We start from the raw sequence: 26,012 nt of genomic DNA, 5'->3' as shown, positions 1-26,012 counted from the left end.
TCCCGAGGCGATGAAACAAAAATATTAATCCTATTGATGAGATATGACCTAAGGACTCTGGAGGTAACCTGATGGGGATGACAACGGATCAGCTTTTGATATTCGCCATCCTGGGGCTCGCCCTTCTCTTATTCATCTGGGGGCGGTGGCGGTACGACCTCGTCGCCATCATCGCCCTCTTGGTCGCGACGATATCGGGGGTCGTCCCCTGGAGCGAGGCCTTCACCGGCTTCGCCCATCCAGCGGTGGTGACGGTGGGAGCGATCCTCATAGTCAGCCGGGCGCTCCTCAACTCCGGGATCGTCGATCTGATCCAGAAGTCGATCACAAGCCCAAAAGATTCAACAAAGCGGCAGGTGAGGTCCCTCACCGGCCTCGTATCCATATTATCAGGGTTCATGAACAACGTGGGGGCGCTCGCGATCCTCCTCCCGGTGAGCCTGCGGGTCTCCCGGAGGACCGGGAATCCTCCTTCTCTCCTCCTGATGCCCCTCGCCTTCGCCTCCCTCCTCGGCGGCCTCTTGACCCTCATCGGGACGCCTCCAAATATCATAGTCGCCTCTTACAGGGCCGAGGTGTTGGGCGAGCCGTTCAGAATGTTCGACTTCACCCCCGTCGGAGGGGGGGTCCTCCTCGCGGGCCTCATATTCATATGGTTCTTCGGCTGGAAGCTGACTCCCAAGAGGAAGGGGGGCTCCTCGAAGGAGGACCTCTTCAAGATAGAGAACTACATCACCGAGATATGGGTATCCAGCAGATCGAAGCTCGTCGGAAAGAGGCTCCGGGTTTTGAAGGAGCCCCCGGTATCGGATATGCAAATTTTAGGCCTCGTCCGGGGAGATCTCCGGATCCCCATGCCGACGGGAGATGAGATCCTGGAGCCGGGGGATATCCTGGCGGTGGAGACCTCCGCGGAGAATATAAAATATATTTTGAAATGGAGGGGGCTTGAGCTCCTGGGAGGCATGAAGGTCGGGAAGAAGGCTCTCCTCTCCAAGGACGTCGGGCTGATCGAGGCGGTCGTAGCCGCAGACTCCCCCATGGTGGGGGAGACGGCGAGGAGCCTCACCCTCGGCCGGCGGTATGATATGAACCTGATAGCCGTCGCCAGACGCGGTGAGGTTCTGGCGGAGCGGCTCGGCGATATAGCCTTCCAGCCAGGGGACGTCCTCCTGATGCAGGGGCCCTCGGGAACGATACCCGAAGTCCTGGAATCCCTGGGCTGCCTCCCCCTCGCCGAGCGGGGGATGAAGCTCGGAAGAAGGCAGAAGAGCCCCCCCGTCCCTCTCCTGATCTTCGGTGGAGCCCTAGCGGCGACGGCTGCGGGCCTCCTCCCGGTGGAGATAGCCTTCGCATCGGCGGCGGTGGGGATGGTCCTGGCGGGGGTCCTCACCATCCATGAGGCCTACGAGAGCATCGACTGGCCTATCATATTCCTCCTGGGGGCTCTGATCCCCGTGGGAGCGGCCCTGGAGAGCACCGGCGGGGCGGAGACGATCTCTGCCGCCATCCTCCAGGCCCTCAGCCCCTTTCCGGCGGTGGTGATCCTGGCGGCCCTCCTCGCCTGGACTATGATCCTCACAAACATAATCAACAACGCTGCGGCGGCGGTGATCATGGCCCCCATCGCCTTCAACGCTGCCCTCGTCCTGGACCTCTCGCCCGACCCCTTCCTGATGGCGGTCGCCGTCGGTGCCTCCTGCGCCTTTCTTACACCGATAGGCCACCAGTCCAACACCCTGGTGATGGGGCCCGGGGGCTACCAGTTCGGCGACTACTGGCGGCTCGGCCTCCCCCTCAGCCTCGTCGCCACCCTCGCCGCCTTACCCCTGATCCTCTGGATCTGGCCGCTTTGATGGGTGGCGCAGAGCTTTTGCGCCACCCCGTACCGGATCGCCGACCTAAGCCGCCGATCCGGCTGAGATCATCATCCTCGGCGTGAACCCCTGGTCGAGGAGGGCGTACCAGACCATGGAGGCGACGCCTCCCTTGGTGGAGTAGACGACGACGGGCACGTCCTTATCCAGGCCGCTGAAGGCCTCCCCCAGGGCCTGGTCGCCGGCAAGCCCCTCAGCCCCCATCACTTTGGAGCTGTCGATGTTCCTCGCCCCCTCCAGGTGGCCGGCGGAGTACTCCTCCGGGCTCCTGGCGTCGACGATCTGCAGATCAGAGATCTCGTCCTCGACGATCAGGAGGTCGAGGCTGGGGCTGGCGTTGTAGGCCTCGGCCGTCCTGACGGCAGGGGCAGCTACGAACTTGAGCCCAGCCGCCTCCCGGGAGGCCCGCGTCCCCTCCAGGAGGAGGAGCTCCTGGTGGCCCAGGTACTTCATCACCCAGAAGGCGAAGGTGTCAAACCCGTTGAAGAAGGAGTCGCTGTAAATTACCAGGGGGTCCTCCTCGGCGATCCCGGCCGCCCCGAAGATGGCCGATATCTCCGCGGGGGACTTGAGGCTACCGTCTTCGGCGAAGACCTGGTCCAGGGGTAGGTGGATCGCCCCCTCTATGTAGGAGGCCTCTCCGGGGACGCCGGCGTAGGCTACGACCAGCCTCCTCTCCCCATTCTGGTCGGCGAAGAGCGCCTCGGGGGATAGCCTGGAGGCCGCGCCGTCCAAACCATCGGCACCGCCCTCAGCTCCATCGGAGTCGTTCCCCGCCGTGGTGCTCGATCCCGTAGAAGATGTCGTCGTCCCCATCGATGAGAGCTCTCCAGCCCAGGAGATGCCCATCGACGACGCTCCCATCCATCCGGTGGCGGGGCCGCCGCCGCAGCTGGAGCAGCCTGCGAAAGCTCCGCCCGTCAGGGCGGCTGCCAGCAGCAGAACCGCTGCGATCTTGGATAACGGTTTCATCTGGTTTCCCATATTTGTATCCTCCATAAAATCTCCTGATATCAAATCCTTCTATTGAGAGATCCCTGGAGCTGAAAGCGACCTCTCGGCGGCGGGAGACGATGCCCGCGCCTATGGTGGCGATCATCCACGATGATCTATATCTCCTCAGGCTCTGACCCCCGGCCACCCCCTCAACGCCGCGGATCTGGCGTATCGGAGTCGCCATCGCCCCAATCCCCTCTCTGTGCCCCTCTGCCCGGGGGGCACCCCAAGGATGGACCCCCCCTTGGATCTCCATATTTATCACATATTCGGTCGGGAACCTCCCTCGTCTTCGTGGGGAAGGTCCGAGGTCTCGGGTCCGGAGGCGGGGAAAAGAAGATAAGTCCGGGGATTATACGGCGAATGGTGGCAGCCTTCAGAACTTTGTCGTCGCCGGTGATGCCCCTCGCCTTCATCCTGGCGGTCCCAGTCCTGGGAGCTTTCGCGGCCCAGGCCGCCGTCGAGCACCCCATCGGCGCGGGTCCCGATGACTGGTGGATAACGTACCCCGATCAGCGTTCGAATGCCGGATCTCCCGTAGACCACCCATCCTGGGCTCTGGAACCTCTGGAGGAGGGGCCGGTTATCGTCCTCATCCACAGCTCCAACTGTCCCGCCTGCCTCCAGCAGGAGTCGGCGATCCGAAGGGTCTTGGAGGACCTTGGAGACGAGGTGGTCTACCTCGACGTTCTGACGGAGACCGATCACCTCAAGGCCTGGGATGGGCTCGTCCTCTACTACCCGACGGGGGATCCTGAGAGCGATCCGATCTACATCCCCGGGACCGTCTTTCTGACCCTGGGGCCCGGGACGGACGGGGAGCCCGTCGTCCTCTGGCACAGTTCGGTCGGGTCTACCGGAGAGGGGCGGATCCGATCCCGCCTCCAAGACGCCATCGCCCTGTACCAGGAGAGCTCTCAGGGGTGAGGTTCCCTAATCCCGCGAGAGGCCTCCCGTCCGCCTCCTGCATCGCCGACGGTATAATCTCCCCCCGGCCGTTCCCGCAGGTCCTATACAATCCAGGGCGCCTCCCCTCATCAAAAGGAATAAATGGTAATAATTCATAGACCCGGCTCATAAGAACAGGGAGGTTAGGCTATCTATGAAAATAATTTTGATGGTGCTGATCGTCGCCATGCTCCTGGTGGGCTTGGGCGTCGCAGCCAAAACTCCAATTGATCTGAGCACTCTGGGCAAGAAGGCCGAGATGAAGGCCAGCACGACCCCCGTGGTCATATCCTACACCCGGGAAGCCCCCAGGACCACCACCAACGCCGTTGACGTCAGGAGCCTCGGTAGGAGCTTCGGCAACTTCCCGGGGAGGCCCAGCATGGACCCTCTGGAGATCGGCGCTGCCAACCCCATAAAGTTCACCCCCAGCTTCTCGATCTCCACCAGCAACAGGACCATGTCCAGGGTGACGGTCTACACGCCGCCCTTCTCCATAGGCAACATCACCAGGACCACCCCTCAGCAGATGATCTTTGGGGGGGCGTGAAGGCCCCGAGCCGGGCCTTCGCGAGATGGACCGACGGTCGCTCCTTGGTAACGGGCCCTGAGATGGAGGGAGAAGGATGAAGGTGACGCTTCTGGTGGACGGTCATGCCATCCCCATGAACTCCTTCACCCAAGAGGTGATGATGAAGGTGGTATCGGGGGTTGCCGAGTCCCTTCGGGGGGTGGACCCCCAGTGGAAGAGGATGGTCGTCGAGGTGGAATTGGAAGATGAGACGGGCTGACCTGCCTCAACCCTTTTTGGACTTTTTGAAGGCGGAGGAGAGGTCTATGAAGTACGTACCGTCCTTCAGCGCCATCACCAGCTCGTCACGCTCGAAGAGGGAGGAGAGGTTCAGCTCGTAGGTCCCCGGCTCCGACATCCGGATGCTCTCCAGCATCTTCCCCTCGTCGATCCGGTGGTTCTTGGATTCCCCTTCCGGGGGCGGCGGTTCTCTCCCTCTCGTCGAGTCCAGATCGAAGAACCCCAGAGTCCCCTTCGGTTTTGGGGTCTCCTTTTGTTTTTCTCTCCCCTCAGCGGATCGCCTGCTCCTGCCCTTCCTCCCCTTTCTGGGGGGTTCTCTCTTGGCTGTTTCCGTATTGGCAGGTTCCATATTGGGTGGCTGGTGCGGGGGCGCCTTCAGGATCTTTCGGAGGGCGTCGTCTCCCTCCGGCCAGGGCTCGCAGGGTCCGCCGATCTCCGAGGCGTTCAGGGCGCCCCGGACCTCCTTTATCTTCTCCTTCGACTTGACGAATAGGAACTTCTTCCAGCCGCAGACGGGACACCCCTCCAGAACGTCCATGCCGTCATCGAAGACGCTCCTACATCGGGTGCACATGTGGGGCATGCTGGTCAGTCACCGACCGAGACCTTGGTGCTGATCTGGTACTTGTCCTTCTCGACGGTCCGGAGCTGGTTTGCGGGGCCGATGACCGTCATCCTCGTCTTGATCCCCGACTTGCCGAGGATCTTGTTCAGAAACGTAGATTCGTTCTTTACAGGATAGCTCTCGATCTCTATCCCCGAGAACTCGTCGAGGCGGATCTCGGTCATCGTCATCTCGATCAGCTTGACCTCCTCCTCGGGGGTCAGGCCCAGCTCCAGCACCACGATGTTCCCCCTCTTGACCTTGCTCAGAATGAGCCGGATCTTCTCCATGGAGGACATGGACTCCAGCCTCTCGGCGGAGATCAGATCCATCTGTACTTCCCGCATCATCTCACCCGAAGTGCCTAGCTATGGCCGCATACAGCTCATCGATGTTCGACCCCTCCAGCGCCGAGACGGAGACCAAGGGATGCTGTGGAAAGGCCGCCTTGATCCTGGAAGGAGAGGCTTTGGGCAGGTCCATCTTGTTCGCGACGATCAGGAGGGGGAGCTTTCTCGCCTCCATATTTCCCACCACCGTCACGTTCACCTGGGTGTAAGGATCTTCGGTAGAGTCCATCACCAGAAGGACGCCGTCCAGATCTTCCAGCCATTTGATCGCCTCGATGACCCCCTCCGTCGCCTCCTTGGCCCTCCTCTTTGCCTCCTCCTCCTCCAGGCCGTAAGCCATGAACTCCCTGAAATCGATCTTGGTGGCCATCCCCGGCGTGTCGACGATGTCCAGCTCGACGCTGGATCCGTTGGCGTTTATCACCACGCCGTCGGTCCTCATGGCCCTCCTCGTCTCGTGGGGTATGTTGGATATCCCGCCCACCTCCATCCCGCTCCAGTCCTTCACTATCCTGTTGGCGAGGGTCGTCTTTCCGGCGTTGGGCGGACCGTATATGCCTATTCTGGCCCTCTTTTTACCGAAGATCCATTTTATCCAGACGGCAAAGTTCATCTTTAGACTTCTGATGACGCTCATGCCCAATCCTCTTCCTGAGTGATGATCATGTATGTACTAATAATTTTCCACCGCTTTTTTTATAGTCATCGACCCAAAGTTAATCCCGGAATTTCGATCGCTTCCGATCTTATGCCCTTCCGATCCCTCCCGGCGGGACCGAAGATGAGGCCAATGGTCTTGACTTTTGATGCGAGAGGCGGCGGGGCGATCCCCGGGATGAGACTGTAAAAACTGGGGTCTCCGAAGGCAAGCTCCTCCACTGGAGAGCTCCGGTGCGGGTCGCCCGCCTCTGCGATCAGAGTCCGCCCCTCAGAGGGGGCGGGCCCGGCTCTGGGCGGGGCAGTCGGACCTGAGCATTTCAAACTCCCCCGAGGCCCTGACCGCCTTCCAGATCTCCTTCAGGGGCCGCTCCCGGACGTCTCCCACCACCTCGTCTAGGTAGGGGCAGGGCCTGACTCCGCCGTCGACGCCGATGTGGAGCCAGCGGCGTCCCGCCATGCAGCCGAGCATCTGCCCTTCGAAGTAGGTGCTGGCAAAGACCCGGGGTCCGCCGGGGGTCCGGTTTACCCTCTTGTAGAACCGGAGGATCGTCTCCCGGTCTATGGTGGTCAGCTCCTCCGCCGGAGAGGTCGGGATCCCCTCCCAGATCGAGAACTCGTGGACCCCGAGCTCTGCCGCCAGGTCGTAGAGGTCGAGGGTCTCCGAGACCCCGTCGCCCTTGACGTGGGTCGACATGGTGACGAGGAGCCCCGCCTCCAGGGCCATCTTTATGGCGGCGATCGCCTTCTGGTGGGCGCCCTCGACCCCTCTGATCCGGTCGTGGACCGAGGGATCTCTGCTGTAGACCCCTATCAGGATGTTGTAGAGGCCTGCATCCTTCAGCTCCTTCGCCCTCTCCGGGGTCATCTCCAGGCCCGGGGTGAAGAGGTTCACCACCGCTCGCTCCGGGTCGACGTGGCGGATCAGGTCGAGGATATCGTCCCGGAGGAGGGGGTCCCCCTCGGTGAAGGTGATGATGCTCGCCCCCAGCTCCAGGGCCTCGTCGACGACCCTTTTGATCTCCTCAGTATCGAGCTCCCCCTCGCCCTCTTTTATCAGGCAGTGGTCACAGCGGCAGCCGCACGCCCTCGTCACCTCGATGCTGACGGTCTGGGGGACAAACCTGCCTATGGCGATCTTCGCCTCGCTGAGGACCAGCCTCTTGAAGGGGCCGCTGGGGACGGGTGGTAGCCATGTAGAGGCGACTATGTCATTCTCCCTCACCAGGGCGGGCTTCTCCTCGGTCAGCCGCTGGTTGATCTTGTTCAGGGCCGGCTGGACCAGCACCGAGATCGCTCCTCGGGCCTGGAGCATTCTCCTATCCTGGTCGTAGTCCACCGTCAGGGCGGCGGTCTTCAGTAGAGGGGTCATCGTTTCCCATCTCGGCCTAGAAGTTATAGAGTTATCGATCGATCGACCTGGCGACAGAGTTAAAATAACCTCCCGCCGAGTAGCCCCCCGGTGATACTTAAGTGTCTGGAGTCATAGTCCTCGCCTACTCTGGAGGGCTCGATACATCGGTCTGCATCCCGCTCCTCCGGGAGCGCTACGGATTTGAGCGGGTGATCACCGTCCTGACGGACGTGGGCCAGCCGAAGGAGGACATCGAGAGGGGAAATAAGAGGGCGGAGAAGCTGAGCGATGAGCACTACGTCATCGACGCGAAGGAGGAATTCGTCACCGATTACATCTTCCCCGCCATCAAGGCGAACGGCTCCTACGAGGGCTACGTCCTCGGAACCGCCATCGCCCGGCCCCTGATAGCCAGAAAGACGGTGGAGGTGGCCGAGAGGTTGGGGGCCGACGCCCTGGGCCACGGCTGCACCGGGAGGGGCAACGACCAGCTGAGGTTCGAGGCGATCTTCCGGGCGACGGAGCTGCGGGTGGTGGCTCCCATGCGCGATCTGGAGCTGAGCCGCGAGTGGGAGATCGACTACGCTCGCGATCACGGGATCGACGTCCCCGTGACCCGGGAGAGGCCCTGGTCCATCGACGAGAACCTCTGGTCGAGGAGCATTGAGGGAGGCCTCCTGGAGGACCCCTTCTTCGAGCCCCCCGAGGAGATCTACGCCTGGACCAAGCCTCCGGAGAGGGGCCTTGCTCCCCAGAAGGTCGATATCGAGTTCTCCGCGGGGGTTCCGATAGCCTTAGACGGCGAGAGGATGGGGGGGGTCGAGCTGATCGAGAACCTCAACAGGACCGCCGGAGAGCACGGCGTCGGCAGGACCGACATGATCGAGGACCGGGTCCTCGGCCTCAAGGCGAGGGAGAACTACGAGCATCCGGCGGCGACGGTCCTCCTCACCGCCCACCGGGACCTGGAGAGGCTCGTCCTCTCCCGGGCGGAGCTGCGGTTCAAGGCCTCGGTCGACGACGCCTGGTCGGAGCTCGCCTACATGGGCCTCGTCAACGATCCCCTGTACTCCGACCTCTCCGCCTTCGTCGACCAGAGCCAGAAGAGGGTGAACGGCGTCGTCAGGATGAAGCTCTCCTGCGGCAGGGCCTTCTCCGTCGGGAGGAGGTCTCCGGACGCCATATACGATCAGGAGATGGTCTCCTTCGACAGCAAGACCCTGAGCCAGAGGGACTCGGAGGGCTTTGCCAAGTACCACGGGTTCCAGGCGAGGTTCCTCGCGAAACGGTGAGGGGAGACTATATCAACAATTAGAGCCTGAAACTAGCCCATGGCTGAGCTGGTAATATCGGAGAACTCGGGGGCTTCCGACCTCGCCCCCATCGCCCTGGCCGTAAACCAGATCCTGGGCCTCCCCGTCACCATGAGGAGCCTCCGGGTCCCAGGGGTGAGGGTGGAGGGGGGGAAGGTCCTCGACGATGGGTACACGGGGCCCATCCTGGAGGAGGTGATCGCCTCCGGAAAGGCGGTGAGGGCCATCCCCAAAAGCGGCGTTTACCAGGGGGTGCCCGTATCTGTCGCCCCTATCGTCCATAGCGAAGGGGGGGTGATCGCGGCGATGGGGGTCGTAGACGTCGTCGGGACTATCGACATCCCCGCCGTCTTCGGCGCCTACGCCGGGGTGGTCAAAGAGGTCTCAGGGAAGAGATGAGGATCCGAAGGGGCCGGCCCGGGGACCTCCCCACGGTCCTCGCCCTGGAGAGGGCCTGCTTCCCCCCGGAGGTGGCCTTCCCCGCCGAGACCGTCGCCCTCATCCTGGCGGAGGCGACGGCCCTGGTGGCCGAGGGGGGGTCCATAGTCGGGTTCGTCGCGGGCTTTGCGAGGGGAGGGTGGGGGAAGGTCCTGACCCTGGAGGTCCTCCCCGAAGGGCGCGGCCGGGGCGTGGGCCGGAGGCTGATGGTGGCGCTGGAGGAGGAGCTCGCCTCCCAGGGGGCAAAGGCCGCCCTCCTCGAGGTCTCGGCGGAGAACGAGAGGGCCGTCGCCCTCTACGCCGGCCTCGGCTACGGGAAGGCCGGCCTCCTGCGGGGCTACTACGGCCCCGGGAGGGACGCCCTCCTGATGACCAGGAGGCTCAAGCCGCCTGACGGTGGATCAGGGTCCTTCTCCCCTCCAGAAGGGCGGAGGTCCGGAAGGGCGGGGCCTTCCTCCAAACCAAAAAATATATCGACAAATAGAGCGATCTGATCAGGCATGAAGATCTCGGCCCTCACGATCCTCCTCCTGGCCATCGCCTCCGCATCCCCCGCCGCCGGAGAGGAGCCGTCGGGAGGATGGCTCGGGAAGGCGATAGGCTTCTACTCGAATGAATCTTACGACTTAGCTCTTCTTTATGTTAACAAGTCTCTGGACATCGATCCCGCCTACCCCGACGCCTGGAGTCTGAAGGGGTACATCCTCAGCGATCTGGGACGGCTGGACGAGGCCCTGTCTTGCTTCAACCGGTCCCTGGAGATCGACCCCCAGGACCCCCACATCTGGTACAGCAAGGGCTTCGTCCTCTACGGCCTGGGGATCTACGACGAGGCTATCGACTGTTACGACCGGGCGATGGAGTTCAACTCCACCGGCCCCGACCTATGGCGGGCGAGGGGGCTCGCCCTCTACAGCCTGGGGAGGTATGAGGAGGCGGTGAGGTCTTACGATGAGGCCATCGTCTTCGACCCCGCCCAGGGGGACCTCTGGTACCAGAAGGGGCTCGCCCTCTGCGGCCTTGGGCGTTACGAGAAGGCCATCGAATCTTACGACTTCGCCATCACCATCGACGGGGATGACGCCGCCTCCTGGCACGGCAAGGCTCTCGCCCTCTACAGCCTCGGGAGGGCGGAGGAGGCGATCGATTGTTACGACCGGGCGATCGATATCGACCCCTCCCTCACCGACGTCTGGTACAACAAGGGGATAGCCCTCTACGCCCTCGGAAGGCATGAGGAGGCGTTCAAATGCTACGACGCCGCCGTCGAGATCGACCCCCTTTACCACCCCGCCTGGTTCAACAAGGGGCTCGCCTTCTACAGCCTCGGGAGGGTGGAGGAGGCGATCGACTGCTACGACCGGGCTATCGATATCGATCCTAGCCTCGTCGCCGTCTGGAACAACAAGGGGAACGCCCTCTACGCCCTCGGAAGGTTCGACGAAGCCCAGGAATGTTATCGGAGGGCGGTGGAGATAGATCCGGAGTACTCCAACCCCTGGTACAACCTGGGGGTGGTCCTCCAGCGGCTCGGAAGAGGGGAGGAGGCGCTGGAGGCCTACGACCGGCTGATCGAGATCGACCCGAACCTGTCGGAGGCGTGGTACAACCGGGGGCTCGCCCTCTACAGCCTGGGTAGGTATGACGAGGCCGCGGGCTGCTACGACCGGGTGCTGGAGATCGACCCGGAGAATGGGGACGTCTGGTACGACAAGGCCCTCGCCCTGGGCAGCCTCGGCAGGTACGAGGAGGCCCTCGACTGTTACGACGAGGCCCTGGAGGCGGGCCCGCGCCGGCCGGAAGTCCTGAACAACAGGTGCAACATCCTCTACTCCCTCGAGAGGTACAACGAATCCGTCGGGTGTTACGGCGATGTAATAGGGATCGACCCGGGGTACGAGAACGCCTGGTACAACCGGGGGGTGGCCCTCTACACCCTGGGGAGGTACGAGGAGGCTTCCGCCAGCTACGGCGAGGCGGCGGCCCTCAACGGCTCCCGGGTCGACGCCTGGGTCGGGATGGGAGACGCCTTCGCCGCCGCCGGGATCTACGATCGGGCGGTCGAGGCTTACGACGGGGCGATCGCCCTCTATCCCGGCGACCCGGCGGTCTGGTACAACCGGGGCCTCCTCCTCTACAACGCGAGCCGGCTGGAGGAGGCGGTCGAGAGCTTCGACGAGGTGATCGAGATCGACCCCTCTTATGAGGGGGTTTGGAGGCTGAAGGGGCTCGCCCTCTACGCCCTCGGGCGGTCTGATGAGGCGATAGATTGCTACGACGAGGCCCTGGAGATCAGCCCGTCGGAGGTCTCCCTCTGGTACAACCGGGGGGTCGTCCTCTTCAGCCTGGGGAGGTACGGCGAGGCGATAGAGAGCTACGACCGGGTCATAGAGCTCGACCGGTACGAGAAGGGGGAGGCCCTCTACAGCCTGGGGAGGTACGACGAGGCGATAGAATGCTACGAGAAGGTTTTAGAGGTGAGCCCCCTGGAGGCGAAGGCCTGGTACCAGAAGGGTCTGGCCCACCAGATCCTCGGCGATTATGAGCGATCCGCCGAATGCTACGACCGCGTCGTCGAGATAGACCCCGGCTATGAGGAGGTCATCCTCAGGAGGGGGTTCGTCCTCCTGAGGCTGGGAGATTACGATGGCGCCCTCGCCTCCTACGACCTCGCCCTTCAGGAGGACCCCGACGACCTGGAGGCGGCCCGGGGGAGGGGGGAGGCCCTCCTCGCCCTCGGGAGGTTCGAGGAGGCCTCCGCCACCTTCGATCGGATCCTGGCGAACGCCTCCGAGGACGGCGGCGCCTGGCACGGCCGGGGGCTCGCCCTGGCGGGCCTCCTGAGGTACGACGAGGCGATAGACAGCTACGATCGGGCTATCGCCATCAACTCCTCGGATAACCTCCTCTGGATCGGGAGGGGCGGGGTCCTGGAGGAGGCGGGGAGGCTCGAGGATGCCGTAGCCTCCTTCGATCGGGCCATCGCCCTCGATCAAGAGGATCCGGAGGCGTGGTCGATGAGGGGCCGGGCCCTCATGAAGGCGGGGAGGCTGGAGGATGCCGCCGCCTCCTTCGATCGGGCGATCGCCCTCGACCCCTCCTCCGGGGAGGCGCAGCGGGGGAGGGGTTCGGTCTTCGAGGCCCAGGGCCGGGCGGAGGAGGCGATCGGATGCTACGAGGCGGCCATCGCCCTCGACCCGCCGACGCCGGAGCGTGGCTCCGGAGGGGCGGGGTCCTGGCGGGGCTGGGCAGGACGGGAGAGGCTCTGGAGAGCTATGAGAGGGCCTCCGAGGCCGACCCCTCCTCCGCCGAGGTCTGGAAGAGGAAGGGGGACCTCCTCTCCAGCATGAAGAGGCCCTCTGAGGCCCTCGATTGTTACGACGTCGCCGCCGGGATCGACCCCACCGACGGGGCGGTATGGCGGAACAGGGGCACGATCCTCCAGAGCCTGGGGAGGCTGGAGGAGGCGGTCGAGAGCTACGACCGGGCTCTTGCGATCGATCCCGCCTCCGCCGACCTCTGGTACATTCGGGGGACGGCCTTAGACGGCCTCATGAGGCACGAGGAGGCGATAGAGAGCTACGATTCCGCTCTGGCCATAAATCCGGGGGATGCCAGGAGCTGGAACCGGAAGGGGGACGCCTTCTACAAGCTGGGGCAGCACAGGAAGGCCGTCGAATGCTACGACAAGTTCATCGAGCTCAGCTCGAGGTAGCCGCCGACGGCACCCCTTCTCCCATCCTGCCGGCGGGGGAACCAAAAGGTATATCGGAGGCGAGGGGGATCTCGCCCTCCATGAGACTCGGCGTCCTCCTCCTGCTGATCCCCCTCCTCGCCCTGGCGGACCCGGCCCTGGGAGATGAAGAATCCGCCGAAGGGTGGCTGGAGGAGGCGGAACGATACCGCCAGGAGGGAGCGATCGACCTCGCCCTCTCCTCCCTCGACCGATCCCTCGCCCTCGACCCGGACCTGGCCGAGGCCTGGGTCCTCCGGGGGGAGATCGCCCTTTACAACCTCACCGACCGGGAGATGGCCGTCGAGGCCTTCGAGCGGGCCCTCGGGATCGATCCGGAGGATGGCGTAGTCTGGTACGAGCTCGGCAACGCCCTCTCCTTCCTCGGCAGGGTCGATGAGGCCCTCCAGGCGTACAACCGCTCCCTCACCATCGATCCAGAGAACGGGAAGGCCTGGAACAACCGGGGGCTGATCCTGGGGGCCCTCGGGAGGTACGAGGAGGCGGCATCCTCTTTTGAGCGGGCCATCAGCTCTGACCCGGACCTTGCGGCGGCGTGGCAGAACCGGGGGAACGCCCTCCGGGCCCTCGGCAGGCCGGAGGAGGCCCTCGAATGCTACGCCTCTGCCCTGGCGATCGACTCCGGCCTCGTCGGGTCCTGGAAGGGGGCGGCCGAGCTCCTCCGGGCCCTGGGGAGGGACGAGGAGGCTCTCGCCAGGCTGGACGGGGCCGTCGGGGCCGATCCCGGGGACAAGGCCGCCTGGAACGATCGGGGGCTCATCCTGGGGGTCCTGGGGAGGTACGAGGAGGCGGTGGAGAGCTTCGACGCCGCCCTCCGGGCCGACCCCGGCTACCTCCTCGCCTGGAACAACCGGGGGCTAGCCCTCGCGAACCTCGGCCGCTCCGAGGAGGCCCTGGAGTCGTACAACCGATCGATCGATATCGACCCCTCCTTCGCCCTCGCCTGGTACAACCGGGGGCGGGCCCTCTTCGACCTCGAAAGGTACGATGAGGCGGTCGAGGCGTACGATTCGGCCCTGGAGGTCGAGCCGGCCTTCGCCCTCGCCTGGAACAACCGGGGCGCCGCCCTCGCCGCCCTGGGCAGGGAGGAGGAGGCGTTGGAGAGCTACGACCGGGCCCTGGAGATCGATCCGGGCTACGAGATCGCCTGGTACAACCGGGGCTCCGTCCTATACCTGGAAGGGCGGTACTTCGACGCCATCAAGGCCTTCGACGAGGCGATCAGGTTCAATCCCACCTCCGCCGACGCCTGGCACAGCAAGGGCCACGCCCTCTACCAGATGAGGCGGCCGGGGGAGGCCCTCGTCTGCTACGAGAAGGCCCTGGAGCTCGACCCCGGGAGGGCCGAGACCTGGCACCACCGGGGGGTCGCCCTCGCCGACCTGAACCGGGCGGCGGAGGCGGCGGAGGCCTTCGACCGGGCCCTGGAGCTCGACCCCGAGTACGAGCCCCCCTGGTACCGGAAGGGGATCCTTGCCTACTCCTCCGGGAGGCCGGAGGAGGCGCTCGCCCACTTCACCCGGGCGGCAGAGCTCGACCCCGGCCACGCCGAGGCGTGGAACAACCGGGGGTGGATCCTCTTCACCCTCGGCGATACCGACGAGGCCCTCGAGTCCATAGACCGGGCCCTGGAAGCGGACACCGCCCTCGCCGAGGGTTGGAACAACCGGGGGGTCGTCCTCACCGCTCTGGGGAAGAACGAGGAGGCCCTCGAGGCTTACAACAGGACGATCGATATCGACCCCGCCCACCCCCGGGCCTGGAACAACAAGGGCGCATCCCTCTACCACCTGGGCCGCTACCGGGAGGCGGCCGACTGCTACGGCCGGGCCCTGGAGCTCGACCCCGCCTTCGCCGACGCGAGGGCGAACAGGGCGGCGGCCCTCCAGAGGCTCCAGGCCTCCTGAAGGGGGAGCGGCCCCGCCATCGATCGACGCAAAGTATTTGGGGTATGAGCCGGATCTATCTCGTTACTATGATGAACCGAATGAGGACTACCCTACTTTTGGCCAGCCTCACGGGGCTGATGCTTCTGATCGGGGGAGCCCTGGGTGGGAGGGGCGGCATGATGATAGCCCTCCTCCTCTCCCTAGTGATGAACATGGGGACGTACTGGTACAGCGATAAAATTGTATTGAAGATGTACAAGGCGAAAGAGGTGACCCCCTCCGAGGCGCCGGCCCTCTACGGTATCGTTAGAGGTCTCGTAGACCGGGCGCAGATGCCGATGCCGAAGGTCTACATCGTCGATACCCCCATGCCCAACGCCTTTGCGACGGGAAGAGACCCGCAGCATGCCGCCGTGGCGGCGACCACCGGGATCATGAGGATCCTGGATAAGGACGAGCTGGAGGCGGTGATGGCCCACGAGCTCGCCCACGTAAAGAACCGGGACACCCTCATCAGCTCTGTAGCCGCCACCATCGCCGGGGTCATAACCTTCATGGCCAGCATGGCCCAGTGGTCCCTCATCTTTGGCGGCCGGGACGACGATGCGGGCAGCATCGTCGGGGTCATCGCCATGGCGATCCTGGCGCCGATAGCGGCCATGATAATCCAGATGGCGATATCGAGGTCGAGGGAGTTTGGGGCCGACGCCGGGGGGGCGGAGCTCTGCGGAAGGCCTATGGCTCTCGCGAGCGCCCTATCCAAGCTGGAGGGGGCCGCAGGGAGGGTCCAGGCCGACGTAAACCCCTCGACCGCCCACATGTTCATCGTCAACCCCCTCAAGGGGAAGAAGCTCGCCTCCCTCTTCTCGACCCATCCGAGCACCCAGGAGAGGATCGCGCGCCTCTCTGAGATGAAGTGAAGGGGCCGATCTCTGCCCCCGCCATCTCCGGCGACGGCTGAACCTCCTCTCCAATTTTATCCCCGCCTCCCTCTTCAAGAACGGAAGATATAAAGTCATGAGGGGCTGAACTCCGGGAGAGCGTCCTTTCATGAGCTTTGAGATCGTCGTCTTAACCCTGCTGATAATCATCAACGGCCTCTTCGCCATGGCCGAGATCGCCGTCGTCTCCTCCAGAAGGTCGAGGCTCCAGGAGCTGGCGGAGGGGGGAGACGGGGGGGCGGGGGTGGCCCTCGACCTCGCCGAGGAGCCGACGGCCTTCCTCTCGACGATCCAGATAGGTATAACCCTGGTGGGGACCCTCGCCGGAGCCTACGGCGGGGCGACGGTGGCAAAGGAGCTAGCCGGCCGTTTGGAGGCGGTCCCGGCCCTCGCCCCTCACAGCACCTTCATCGGCTTCGGCATCGTCGTCATCGCCATAACGTACACGATGCTGATCCTGGGGGAGCTGGTCCCCAAGAGGGCTGCCCTCAACGACCCGGAGAGGATCGCCTCCATTGTGGCCTCTCCCCTCCGCCTCTTCTCCCGGGCCGCAAGCCCCCTCGTCTTCCTCCTCAGCGGTTCGACGAACGTCGTCATCAGGGCCCTGGGTATAAAGCCGAATAACGGCCCCCCCGTCACCGAGGAGGAGATAAAGATCTTGATCGACCTCGGCGCCGGGGCCGGGGTCTTCGAGAAGGCGGAGAAGGAGATGGTGGAGCGGGTCTTCAGGCTCGGAGACCGGAAGGCTTCCACCCTGATGACCCCAAGGTCGGAGATCGTCTGGCTGGGCGCGAGGGAAACCCCCGATATGATCAAGGAGAAGATCTCCGGGAGGGCTTACACCCTCTTTCCCGTCTGCAACGGCGATCTGGACGACGTCATGGGGGTAGTCCACGCCAAAGACCTCCTCTTCAGGGCGGAAGGGGTCGAAGAGGTCCAGTTCGAGGGGGTGCTATTCCCACCCCTCTTCGTCCCCGAGAGCATGAGGGGGCTGAAGGTCCTGGAGCGGTTCAAGGAGACGGGGATCCATCTCGCCATAGTAGTCGACGAGTTCGGCAGGGTCGAGGGGCTCGTCACCCTCACCGACCTTCTGGAGGCGATAGTCGGGGACATCCCCCACATCGACGAGCTGACGGAGCCCTCTATTATCCAGAGGGGGGACGGCTCGTGGCTGGTGGACGGCATGATCTCGATAGATGACTTCAAGGAGAACTTCGACGTCGAGAAGATGCCCGAGGAGGACGCGGGGGTCTACCAGACCCTCGGGGGCTTTGCCATCATGCAGTTTGAGAGGATCCCCCACTCCGGCGACCACTTCGACTGGGGGGGTCTCCGCTTTGAGGTGATGGATATGGATTACAACCGCGTCGACAAGCTTCTTATAACCCCCCTCAAGAGGCCCGATCGGGGGCGGCGCCGTTAGATATTCTTTCCGCCATGGGCATCCCCGAATCGGATATCTTGAGATCGACCATCGACGAAAGGTTTATATAATTACCAGCAGTTACTAACGGGAAATTACCTTTTGAGGCTTCGTTTTGGATCCCGTAGAGATTCTGGACATACTGGGGAACGAGAACCGCAGAAGGATCCTCCAGCTCCTCTCCTGCCGCCCCTTCTACTTCAACGAGATGGCCAAGCGGCTCGACCTCGGGCCGAAGGCGGTGATAGACCACCTGGAGATGCTGGAGCGGGCGGGGCTCATCGAGTGCTACCGGGACGACCGGCGCCGGAAGTACTTCAGGATCGCCGAGAACGTCGTCCTGGAGGTGGCCTTCTCCCCCCACTCCTACGGGATCAGGACCTACCGCCCCCAGCCGCCCGGGAGGCCGCTGAGGAGGGAGGCCTGGGGCGATAGGATACCGGACCGGACGCCTTCGGCCCCCGAGCCTCCGGCCGGATCGGGCAGGCGCGATCTCCGGCCTAATGAGCTGGAGGGGATCTGCTCGCGCCTCCGGGAGCTGGAGGAGGAGCGGCTCCGGTTGCGGGGGCTTTTGGAGGAGATAGCCTCCGAGGAGATGGCGGCGAGGCGGCTTGCCACGGGGCTCATCGTCGAGTCCGCCTCCGACGAGATGGAGGCGGAGATCCTCACCGCCCTCCTCTCAGGCGACTCCGGCTCTGAGGCGCTGGCCGCAAGGCTGGGGATCCCCGCTGCCGTCGTCGAGGAGAGGCTGAGGGGGCTTGCGGCCCAGGGGAAGGTTCAAAAGCGGGGCGAGCGGTGGACGATATGACCGATAACGGATCTCGATCAGCATGACCATGACCACAACTCTCAGGGTGGCGGAGGCCTATCACAGGGATGTCGGCCGGGGGATCGCCAGGCTCGCCCAGGATCTGATCAGCGATCTCGGCGTCGAAGGGGGCGCGGTGGTGGAGATCCAGGGGAGGAGGACCGCCTACGCCGTCGCCTGGCAGGCCTCGCCGAAGGAGGCGAAGGACGTCATCAGGATAGACGGGAACCTTCGGAGCAACCTCGGGGTCGGGATAGACGACCGGGTGACCGTCCGGAAGAGCGAAGCGAGGCCGGCGAAGAGGATCGTCCTCGCCCCCACCAGCAGGACGAGGCTCGTCGGAGGCCCCCAGTACCTCCTCCGAACCCTTCTGGGGAGGCCGATCGTGAAGGGGGAGCAGCTGAAGATCGAGATGATCTCGTCAGCCCTCGGCTTCGTCGTGGTGAGCACCGCCCCGAAGGGGCCGGTGGTGGTGGCTGCCGAGACGGAGATCAAGATCCTGAAGGATACCCTGGAGGAGATGGCGGTGAGGGACGTCTCCTACGAGGACATCGGAGGCCTCGGAAAGGAGATCAGGATGGTCCGGGAGATGATAGAGCTCCCCCTCCGCCACCCCGAGATCTTCGAGCGGCTGGGGATCAGGCCTCCCCAGGGCCTCCTCCTCTTCGGCCCGCCGGGGACGGGCAAGACCCTCATCGCCCGGGCGGTGGCGAGCGAGACGGAGGCGAACTTCATCAGCATCAGCGGCCCTGAGATCACCTCCAAGTTCTATGGCGAGTCGGAGAAGAGGCTCCGGGAGATCTTCGAGGAGGCGGAGAGGAGCGCCCCCTCCATCGTCTTCATCGACGAGATCGACTCAATAGCCCCGAAGCGGGAGGAGGTGGCGGGGGACCTGGAGCGGAGGGTCGTCGCCCAGCTCCTCTCCCTCATGGACGGCCTCGCCTACCGGGGCGAGGTGATCGTCATCGCCGCCACCAACCGGCCCAACTCCCTCGACCCGGCGATCCGGCGGGGGGGGAGGTTCGATCGGGAGATGGAGATCGGGATCCCCGACAAGAACGGGAGGCTCGAGATCCTCTACGTCCACACCCGGGGGATGCCCCTATCGGAGGACGTGGACCTGGAGGGGATCGCCGAGAGGACCCACGGCTTCGTCGGAGCCGACCTCGCCTCCCTCTGCAAGGAGGCGGCGATGCACACCTTGAAGGGGCTCATCCCCGACCTCGACGCGGAGGAGGCGATACCCCTCCGGGTCCTGGAGGAGCTGGTGGTGGCGGAGGAGGACTTCAGGTTCGCCCTGAAGATGATCGAGCCCTCCGCCATGAGGGAGGTCTTTGTGGAGGTGGCGGAGGTCCACTGGTACGAGGTCGGCGGCCTGGACCGGGCGAAGGAGGATCTGGTGGAGGCGGTGGAGTGGCCCCTCAAGTACCCCGAGGCCTTCGACTCGATCGGGATCAGGCCGCCCCGGGGTGTCCTCCTCTTCGGCCCGCCGGGGACGGGCAAGACCCTCCTAGCCAAGGCCGTGGCCACCGAGAGCGGGGTGAACTTCATCTCGGTGAAGGGCCCCGAGCTCCTCTCCAAGTGGGTCGGAGAGTCGGAGCGGGCGGTGAGGGAGGTCTTCCGGAAGGCGAAGCAAGCGGCTCCATCCCTCATATTCTTCGACGAGGTCGACGCCGTCGTCCCCGCCAGGGGCTCGGGGCTCGACTCCCACGCCACCGAGAGGGTGGTGAGCCAGTTTCTGACGGAGCTCGACGGCGTCGTCGAGCTGAAGGACGTCGTCGTCCTCGCCGCCACCAACCGGCCGGACCTCTTGGACCCCTCCCTCCTCCGCCCGGGAAGGTTCGACCGATTGATCAGGATCCCTATCCCCGACCGGGTGGCCCGGGAGCGGATATTCGAGATACACCTCTCAGGGATGCCCCTGGCCGGGGACGTCTCCGCCTCCCGCCTCGCGGAGGTGACGGAGGGGTGGACGGGGGCGGACATCGAGACCCTCTGCCGGGAGGCGGGGATGACCGCCTTGAGGGAGAAGATCCTCCCCGGGATGAGGCGAGAGGAGCTGATCCTCCAGGGGGTCCAGGTGGAAGGGCGGCACTTCCGGGAGGCCTTCGAGAGGGCGAAGCCCCACCTGACTCCGGAGATGGCGGCGGATTACCAGAGGCTGATGAAGGATTTCGAGGTGTAGAAGCGAATTGACGTCTCAGCATCAGTTATTTAGGCTAGAAGGTTTACCTATGGTCGAGAGGACCGATATTTTGTTGGACGATGAGAAGAAGGATCTGTTGGGCAGCACCGAGTTCGAGGACACCAGCACCGTCAAGGTCCCCGAGAGCCTGATCGACCAGGTGATCGGCCAGGACGAGGCGGTGGAGGTGATCAGGAAGGCGGCTCACCAGCGCCGCCACGTGATGCTGATCGGCTCCCCGGGCACGGGCAAATCGATGCTCGGAAGGGCGATGAGCGAGCTCCTCCCCGTGGAGGACCTCCAGGACGTTCTGGTCTACAACAACCCCGAGGAGAACAACAACCCCAAGATCCGGGTGGTGCCGGCGGGGAGGGGGAGACAGATAGTCGACGCCCACAAGATGGAGGCGCGGAAGAAGACCCAGACCAGGAACATGTTCTTCATGCTGATCATGATGGGCCTCCTCGTTTACGCCTACTACATGGGCCAGCTCCTCTTCGGGATCATCGCCGCCGCCCTGATATTCCTCACCATGAGGTACCTCATCCCCAAGGACGACTCGATGGTGCCGAAGCTTCTGGTGGACAACAGCAAACAGAAGAAGGCACCTTACGTCGACGCCACGGGAGCCCACGCCGGATCCCTCCTCGGCGACGTCCGGCACGACCCCTTCCAGTCCGGGGGCCTCGAGACCCCGAGCCACGAGAGGGTCGAGTCTGGCGCCATCCACCGGGCCCACAAGGGGGTCCTCTTCATCGACGAGGTGAACACCCTCCGGCTTGAGTCCCAGCAGAGCCTCCTCACCTCCCTCCAGGAGGGGGAGTACCCCATCACCGGCCAGAGCGAGCGTTCCTCCGGGGCCCTCGTCAGGACCGACCCCGTCCCTTGCGACTTCGTCATGATCGCTGCAGGGAACCTCGACGCCATGGCGGGGATGCACCCTGCCTTGCGGTCCCGGATCAAGGGGTACGGCTACGAGGTCTACATGAGGGACACCATGGACGACACCCTCGAGAACCGGGAGAAGCTCGTCCGGTTCGTCGCCCAGGAGGTGAACCGGGACGGGAAGATCCCCCACTTCACCAGGGACGCCGTCGCCGAGATCGTCCGGGAGGCGAAGAGGAGGGCCGGGAGGAAGGGCCACCTCACCCTCCTCCTCCGGGACCTCGGCGGCCTCATCCGGGTCGCCGGGGACGTCGCCCGTTCCGAGGGGGCGGCCCTCACTGAGATGAGGCACGTCCTGGAGGCGAAGAAGATGGCCCGGTCCGTCGAGCAGCAGCTCGCCGACATGTACCTGGAGAGGAGGAAGGACTACTCGATGTTCAAGAACTCCGGAGCCGAGATCGGGAGGGTGAACGGCCTCGCCGTCGTCGGCGACTCCGGGATCGTGCTCCCAATCATGGCGGAGGTGACCCCGGCCCAGTCGAAGGAGGAGGGGAAGGTGATCGCCACGGGGAGGCTCCAGGAGATCGCAAAAGAGGCGGTCCAGAACGTCTCGGCCCTGATAAAGAAGTTCCTCGGGGAGGACATCACCAACAAAGACGTCCACATCCAGTTCATCGGGACCTACGAGGGGGTCGAGGGGGACAGCGCCTCCATATCGATAGCGACCGCGGTGATATCGGCTCTTGAGAGCGTCCCCATCAAGCAGAACATAGCGATGACGGGGTCTTTGTCGGTGAGGGGAGATGTTTTACCCGTCGGCGGCGTCACCCAGAAGATCGAGGCCGCAGCCCAGGCGGGGATCACCACCGTCCTCATCCCCAAGTCCAACGAGGGGGACGTCCTCATCGACGAGACCTTCAGGGACAGGATCAAGATCATCCCCGTCACCTCCATCAGCGAGGTCTTCGAGTACAGCTTCTCGGGCCAAAAGCCGAAGCTTTTGGAGAAGCTGAAGAAGTTCGCCGCGGAGAAGAAGCTGGGGATCGTCCTCCCCGAGACGATCCCGACCCCGAGCAAAGGCCTCTGATGATCGGCGGCGAAGAGTTCTCCGGGGCTGGATGGAGATGCTCCCTTCGGCATCCCTCGGAGCCTCCTCTTTTTATTGGTCAGATCCCGCGAGGCAGTTTCTTCCCCGGATCATAGACAGGGTTAAGTCGTACCAACGCCCTCCTGCCGTCGAGAAGGGCTGGAGATGGAGATCAGATGGGCGAGTTTCACGATCAGCGGGTGATAAGGGGCAAAGCCACCAGGGTAGTCCTCGACAACGGGGAGCTGGACGAGATCTCGGAGAGCTTCTTTGAGGGGGCGGCCATCAGGGCCCTCGCGGGCGGGTCCTGGGGATTCGTCCAGACCGAGTCCCTCGACGACCTTTCGGGGGATCTGGAGAGGGCGAGGCGAGCGGCCCGGAGGATCGCCGGAGACGAGAATCTGGACCTCGCGCCCTCCATCCCCGGAAAGAGCGGCAAGGTTCCAGTAAAGAAGGATCCAGCGAGCCTATCTCTTGAGGAGAAGGTCGATCTCCTCCGGGAGATCGAGGCGGCAGCGAAGGTCTCGGGGGTATCTAGCACCCAGGCGGTCTACAACGAGGTGCTGGTGAAGACGAATTATGCCAGTTCCGACGGCCGGGACCTGGAGGCGGAGGCGACGAGGGTCGGCTTCTACGTCACCGCCGTGGCGAGCCGCGCGGGGCTGTACCAGGCGGGGATGGAGAGCAGGGCAGGATCTTGCGGCCTCGAGCTCTTCGAGGATGTCGATGCGGTGGGCCTCGCCCGGCGGGCGGGGGAGACGGCTGTGGCCCTCCTCGACGCGAAGGCCCCCCGGGGCGGGGTCTATCCCGTCGTCGTCGACCAGGAGCTCGGCGGCGTCTTCGTCCACGAGGCGGTGGGCCACGCCGCCGAGGCGGACATCGTCCTCGAGGGCGGATCGATCCTGGAGGGGAAGATCGGGGAGCGGATCGGCTCGGAGCTGGTGACCGTCAAGGACGATCCTAGCCTTCCCCTCTACGGGTTCTACCCCTTCGATGACGAGGGGAGCGGATCCGGCGAGACGGTTCTGGTGGAAGACGGCGTCCTCACCTCCTACCTCCACACCCGGGAGACGGCAGCCCGCCTGGGGGGGGTCCCTCGGAATGCCAGGGCTCAAGGAAACTCGAGGCCCGTGGTGAGGATGTCCAACACCTACATCCCTCCGGGGAGGGACGGCTGGAGCCTCCCGGAGATCCTGGAGGAGATGAAGGATGGGGTCTACCTCTTGGGGAGCCGGGGCGGCCAGGTCTCCACCGCCGAAGGGGTCTTCCAGTTCAACGCCAAGCGGGGCTACCTCGTCTCCGGAGGGGAGGTGACGACCCTCCTTCGGGACGTATCCCTTTCAGGCCACATCCTCGAGATCCTGGAGAGGGTGAAAGCGGTTGGGGACGACCTCTCCTTCAACAGCGGAAGGTGCGGCAAATCGGGTCAGCTCGTCCCCGTCAGCGACGGCTCGCCCCACCTCCTCATCGAGGAGGCGGCGGTGGGGGGTTCGGGATAGGCCGTGGAGTGGGGTGTCTTGACCAGATCCCGCGATCATCATATATGTCAGGGAGTTTTATTTGATGGAGAGGAACCTGTAGAGCGCCTCTCTGGCGAGACGCCGCTTTCGATCGGCCATAAAGCGGACGTCCCCGCCAGGCATGGCGGTGAGTTCTAGGTGGCGGAGGCTTGAAGCGTTGAAGATCTCTATAGTAATTCCGACTTACAACGAAGAGAAGACGATCCTAAAGAAGCTGGAAAATACTTTAGATCTTAATTATCCAAAAAAAGATATGGAATTGATCGTCGTCGACTGCTCCGACGACAGGACCCCCAATATCGTCGAGGAGCGCTTGGGAGGTCGAGGGGAGATCCGGCTGATCCTCGATCACGAGGAGGAGCGGCGTGGCCTGCCCTATAGCCTGAACAAGGGCTACTCGATGGCGACCGGAGATATAGTCGTCAAGACCGACTGCGACGCCATGCTTGACAGGGACGCTCTCAAGTCCGCCGTCTCATCCTTCGAGGAGGATCGGATCGGCTGCGTCACCGGCAGGGCTGTCCCGATGGGCTCCAGGTCCGAGGAGATCTACCGAGGCCTGAATATGAAGATCCAGCTCCTGGAGTCGAGGATCGACTCCACCATCATCGCCCACGGCCCCTTCACCGCCTTCAGGAGGCCCCTGCTTCAGAAGATCGACGAAGACTCCCTCGCCGATGATAGCGAGCTCTCCCTCAAGATAAGACGGCAGGGGTATCGGTCGATCCTCAATCCGGAGGTGATCTTCTACGAGAAGACCTCCGAAGAGGGGAGGGAGGAGCAGAAGACGAGGAGGGCCTCCGGCCTCGTCCGGCTGATGTGGCGGAACAAGACCCTCTTTCTCAACCCGAAGTACGGCCTCTACGGCCTTCTCGTATTTCCCTTCAACTTCACGGCTATAGTGATCCTCCCCCTCCTCCTCTCGCCCCTCCTCCTGCCCATGATGAAGCTCGGGGTCCGGGGCGGAACCCTCCTGGAGACGGAGCAGTTCCTCCTCCGGGGGATGGGGCGGCTCCTCTCGAAGAGGGCGACGGTCTTTTGGGAGCCGGACGCGAATATCAGGGGCTGAAGAGGGGGTCGAAGGGTGAGGATCGCTCAAGTCTGCCACCGCTACTCCCCCAACGTCGGGGGGGTGGAGAGGCACGTCCAGGAGATAGCAGAGAGGCTCGCTCGAAAACACGAGGTGGAGGTGATCTCCGCCGACCTCGTCGGGGGCCTTCCCCGAAGGGAGGTGATCAAAGGCGTAAAGGTGACCCGCTTCCGGTCGTTCTCGCCGGGCGATGCGTACTTCGTCGCGCCCCAGATCCGTTCGTACTTAAAAAAGGGCGGCTTTGACGTCGTCCACGCTCACAACTACCACGCTTTTCCCGCCTTACTTGCGGCCCTGGCCTGCAATAGAGAGAAGCTCGTCTTCACCCCTCACTACCACGGCGTAGGAAGCACCCCCCTCCGGAACATCCTAAATCGCCCCTACAGGAGACTCGGCTCGAGAATCTTCGAGGGGGCGGATCGGATCATCTGCGTCTCTCACTATGAGAGGAGGCTGGTCGCGAGGGACTTCGGGTTTGAGGAGAAGATCGAGGTGATCCCCAACGGCATAAATCTGGATGATATAAAAAGGGCGGAGCCCTTCGAGGTGGAGGGGAGGCTGATCCTCTACATCGGGAGGCTCGATAGGTACAAGAACGTCGACCGGGTCGTGGAGGCGATGGAGCACCTCCCGGAGGATTTCCGGTTCTTCATAGGCGGGACAGGAATTTATCAGAACGACCTGAAGAGGATGGCGGAGCGGCTGAACCTGACCGATAGGGTTAAGCTCCTGGGATTCGTCTCAGAGGAGGATAAGTACAGGTGGATGAAGAGCTGCGACCTCTTCGTAAACCTCTCCTCCGTTGAGGCCTTCGGGATGACGGTCCTGGAGGCTCTGGCGGCTGCGGCTCCAGCCGTCGTCAACTCCGCCGGGGGGCTCGGTGAGTTTGCGGAGAGGTTCGGGGGGGTTTTGGCGGTCCGGCCAGAAGATATCTCTCCAGAAGAGCTGGCCCATTCCATGAGGATCTCCATCAGACGGGAAGTTGAAGGCGACCTGGAGAGCTATGACTGGAGACGGATAGCAGAGAATATAGAGGATATATATAAAAACTTGCCATAAATACATGCCCCCTCCTGGAGATA

At 63.8% G+C, this 26,012-nt stretch carries 23 protein-coding genes; 18 read left to right on the top strand and 5 right to left on the bottom strand.

The features are described from left to right. Window positions 1-71: 71 nt before the first annotated feature. Complete coding sequence (locus MHAR_RS10395; protein WP_014587571.1) at window positions 72-1,856, top strand: SLC13 family permease; 1,785 nt, start codon at window positions 72-74, stop codon at window positions 1,854-1,856. A gap of 45 nt (window positions 1,857-1,901) precedes the next feature. Here the strand turns inward: MHAR_RS10395 and MHAR_RS10390 are convergent, their stop codons facing one another. Next, on the bottom strand, window positions 1,902-2,849 hold the full coding sequence (locus MHAR_RS10390; protein ID WP_187287815.1) for a sulfurtransferase: 948 nt from the start codon (window positions 2,847-2,849) through the stop codon (window positions 1,902-1,904). Window positions 2,850-3,236: 387 nt separating this feature from the next. On the opposite strand from MHAR_RS10390, the gene MHAR_RS10380 reads away from it, so the two are divergent. The 3 genes from MHAR_RS10380 (at window position 3,237) to MHAR_RS13775 (ending at window position 4,612) form a co-directional block, all read left to right on the top strand. Next, window positions 3,237-3,800, top strand: a complete 564-nt coding sequence (locus MHAR_RS10380; protein WP_143763395.1) for a thioredoxin family protein — start codon at window positions 3,237-3,239, stop codon at window positions 3,798-3,800. Window positions 3,801-3,975: 175 nt separating this feature from the next. Next, window positions 3,976-4,371, top strand: coding sequence for a hypothetical protein (locus tag MHAR_RS10375; protein WP_014587568.1), 396 nt, complete (start codon window positions 3,976-3,978; stop codon window positions 4,369-4,371). Between the two features lie 76 nt (window positions 4,372-4,447). Beyond that, window positions 4,448-4,612: a hypothetical protein gene (locus tag MHAR_RS13775; protein WP_014587567.1), complete on the top strand. Its 165-nt coding sequence runs from the start codon at window positions 4,448-4,450 to the stop codon at window positions 4,610-4,612. Window positions 4,613-4,618: 6 nt separating this feature from the next. Here the strand turns inward: MHAR_RS13775 and MHAR_RS12605 are convergent, their stop codons facing one another. The 4 genes from MHAR_RS12605 to MHAR_RS10355 form a co-directional block, all read right to left on the bottom strand. After that, window positions 4,619-5,215, bottom strand: a complete 597-nt coding sequence (locus MHAR_RS12605) for an OapC/ArvC family zinc-ribbon domain-containing protein (RefSeq protein ID WP_081472330.1) — start codon at window positions 5,213-5,215, stop codon at window positions 4,619-4,621. Window positions 5,216-5,220: 5 nt separating this feature from the next. Continuing rightward, window positions 5,221-5,583, bottom strand: coding sequence for a DUF2073 domain-containing protein (locus tag MHAR_RS10365; RefSeq protein ID WP_048144615.1), 363 nt, complete (start codon window positions 5,581-5,583; stop codon window positions 5,221-5,223). 4 nt (window positions 5,584-5,587) lie between these two features. Then, window positions 5,588-6,223, bottom strand: coding sequence for an Era-like GTP-binding protein (locus MHAR_RS10360; protein WP_014587564.1), 636 nt, complete (start codon window positions 6,221-6,223; stop codon window positions 5,588-5,590). Window positions 6,224-6,514: 291 nt separating this feature from the next. Continuing rightward, entirely contained in the window at window positions 6,515-7,615 is a 1,101-nt protein-coding gene (locus tag MHAR_RS10355) for a radical SAM/SPASM domain-containing protein (RefSeq protein WP_014587563.1), read from the bottom strand. A gap of 101 nt (window positions 7,616-7,716) precedes the next feature. On the opposite strand from MHAR_RS10355, the gene MHAR_RS10350 reads away from it, so the two are divergent. The 14 genes from MHAR_RS10350 (at window position 7,717) to MHAR_RS10285 (ending at window position 25,989) form a co-directional block, all read left to right on the top strand. After that, on the top strand, window positions 7,717-8,889 hold the full coding sequence (locus MHAR_RS10350) for an argininosuccinate synthase (RefSeq protein WP_014587562.1): 1,173 nt from the start codon (window positions 7,717-7,719) through the stop codon (window positions 8,887-8,889). A gap of 39 nt (window positions 8,890-8,928) precedes the next feature. After that, the gene (locus MHAR_RS10345; RefSeq protein ID WP_014587561.1) at window positions 8,929-9,309 is read left to right on the top strand and encodes a DUF2111 domain-containing protein; all 381 of its coding nucleotides are present in this window, start codon (window positions 8,929-8,931) and stop codon (window positions 9,307-9,309) included. Continuing rightward, window positions 9,306-9,842, top strand: a complete 537-nt coding sequence (locus MHAR_RS10340) for a GNAT family N-acetyltransferase (RefSeq protein ID WP_014587560.1) — start codon at window positions 9,306-9,308, stop codon at window positions 9,840-9,842. Before MHAR_RS10345 ends, MHAR_RS10340 begins: the two co-directional genes overlap by 4 nt. 6 nt (window positions 9,843-9,848) lie before the next feature. Then, a complete protein-coding gene (locus tag MHAR_RS10335) occupies window positions 9,849-12,698 on the top strand; it encodes a tetratricopeptide repeat protein (RefSeq protein WP_014587559.1) in 2,850 nt (949 codons plus the stop codon). Beyond that, window positions 12,584-13,063 (top strand): tetratricopeptide repeat protein, encoded by a 480-nt coding sequence (locus MHAR_RS10330; protein WP_228369654.1) that lies wholly within the window; start codon window positions 12,584-12,586, stop codon window positions 13,061-13,063. The genes MHAR_RS10335 and MHAR_RS10330 overlap by 115 nt, the downstream gene beginning before the upstream one ends. Window positions 13,064-13,143: 80 nt before the next feature. Next, on the top strand, window positions 13,144-15,009 hold the full coding sequence (locus MHAR_RS10325) for a tetratricopeptide repeat protein (protein WP_052301025.1): 1,866 nt from the start codon (window positions 13,144-13,146) through the stop codon (window positions 15,007-15,009). A gap of 68 nt (window positions 15,010-15,077) precedes the next feature. Beyond that, window positions 15,078-15,911 carry a zinc metalloprotease HtpX gene (htpX, locus tag MHAR_RS10320; RefSeq protein ID WP_048144614.1) on the top strand — a complete coding sequence of 278 codons (834 nt, stop codon included), beginning with the start codon at window positions 15,078-15,080 and terminating at the stop codon, window positions 15,909-15,911. Window positions 15,912-16,041: 130 nt separating this feature from the next. Further along, complete coding sequence (locus MHAR_RS10315) at window positions 16,042-17,355, top strand: hemolysin family protein (protein ID WP_014587555.1); 1,314 nt, start codon at window positions 16,042-16,044, stop codon at window positions 17,353-17,355. Between the two features lie 115 nt (window positions 17,356-17,470). Then, complete coding sequence (locus MHAR_RS10310; protein ID WP_014587554.1) at window positions 17,471-18,163, top strand: ArsR/SmtB family transcription factor; 693 nt, start codon at window positions 17,471-17,473, stop codon at window positions 18,161-18,163. Between the two features lie 22 nt (window positions 18,164-18,185). Further along, complete coding sequence (locus MHAR_RS10305; RefSeq protein ID WP_014587553.1) at window positions 18,186-20,348, top strand: CDC48 family AAA ATPase; 2,163 nt, start codon at window positions 18,186-18,188, stop codon at window positions 20,346-20,348. 49 nt (window positions 20,349-20,397) lie between these two features. Next, a complete protein-coding gene (gene lonB, locus MHAR_RS10300; protein ID WP_014587552.1) occupies window positions 20,398-22,320 on the top strand; it encodes an ATP-dependent protease LonB in 1,923 nt (640 codons plus the stop codon). Window positions 22,321-22,496: 176 nt separating this feature from the next. After that, complete coding sequence (locus MHAR_RS10295) at window positions 22,497-23,819, top strand: TldD/PmbA family protein (protein ID WP_014587551.1); 1,323 nt, start codon at window positions 22,497-22,499, stop codon at window positions 23,817-23,819. A 142-nt stretch (window positions 23,820-23,961) separates the two neighbouring features. Continuing rightward, window positions 23,962-24,909, top strand: coding sequence for a glycosyltransferase (locus tag MHAR_RS10290; RefSeq protein WP_081472328.1), 948 nt, complete (start codon window positions 23,962-23,964; stop codon window positions 24,907-24,909). A gap of 15 nt (window positions 24,910-24,924) precedes the next feature. Beyond that, window positions 24,925-25,989, top strand: a complete 1,065-nt coding sequence (locus tag MHAR_RS10285) for a glycosyltransferase family 4 protein (protein WP_014587549.1) — start codon at window positions 24,925-24,927, stop codon at window positions 25,987-25,989. The last annotated feature ends 23 nt before the right edge of the window (window positions 25,990-26,012 follow it).

Origin of the sequence: Methanothrix harundinacea 6Ac, from assembly GCF_000235565.1 — an archaeon.
Classification (GTDB): Archaea; Halobacteriota; Methanosarcinia; order Methanotrichales; family Methanotrichaceae; genus Methanocrinis; species Methanocrinis harundinaceus.
Note: the sequence above shows the minus strand (reverse complement) of the source record. Positions and strands in the feature narration are given on the sequence as shown.